This window comes from Arthrobacter sp. 2RAF6, from assembly GCF_052115205.1.
In the GTDB taxonomy this organism is placed as follows: domain Bacteria; phylum Actinomycetota; class Actinomycetes; order Actinomycetales; family Micrococcaceae; genus Arthrobacter.
This window is the reverse complement of sequence record NZ_JBFRGF010000129.1, coordinates 1-476: the sequence shown is the minus strand read 5'-3', so window position 1 is coordinate 476 and position 476 is coordinate 1. Positions and strand designations below refer to the sequence as shown.

1 protein-coding gene is annotated in these 476 nt (G+C 69.1%); it reads right to left on the bottom strand.

The window, feature by feature from the left end:
- A partial coding sequence (locus AB4Z38_RS25810) for an AMP-binding protein (RefSeq protein WP_441432350.1) occupies positions 1-476 on the bottom strand: 476 nt, incomplete at both ends.

Here is a 476-nt window from a genome sequence, read left to right as displayed (position 1 = left end):
ATGCTCCACCGAATGGCCGGGGGCGGCCAGGGCCTGGTCGACGGCGGGCTTGAGCGGGCTGGGCTTGCCGCGCCGGTAGGTGCCGTCCGCGGTGACCACGAGCCTGGCCCGGGCGTCATCGATCCGGGAGCGCAGGGCATCGGCGGAGAAACCGCCGAACACCACCGAATGCACGGCCCCGATCCGGGCACAGGCCAGCATCGTGATCACCGCTTCCGGGATCATGGGCAGGTACACGGCCACCCGGTCACCCTTGGCCACCCCGAGGGACTCGAACGCGTTCGCGCACTTCTTGACCTCTTCGGTGAGCTGCGCGTACGTGTACGTGCGGGTGTCGCCGGGTTCGCCCTCGAAGAAGATCGCCACCCGGTCACCGAGCCCGTTCTCCACATGCCGGTCCAGGGCGTTGTACGCGGCATTGATCTTCCCGCCGACGAACCACTTCGCGAACGGCGGGTCCGACCAGTCCAGGGCCT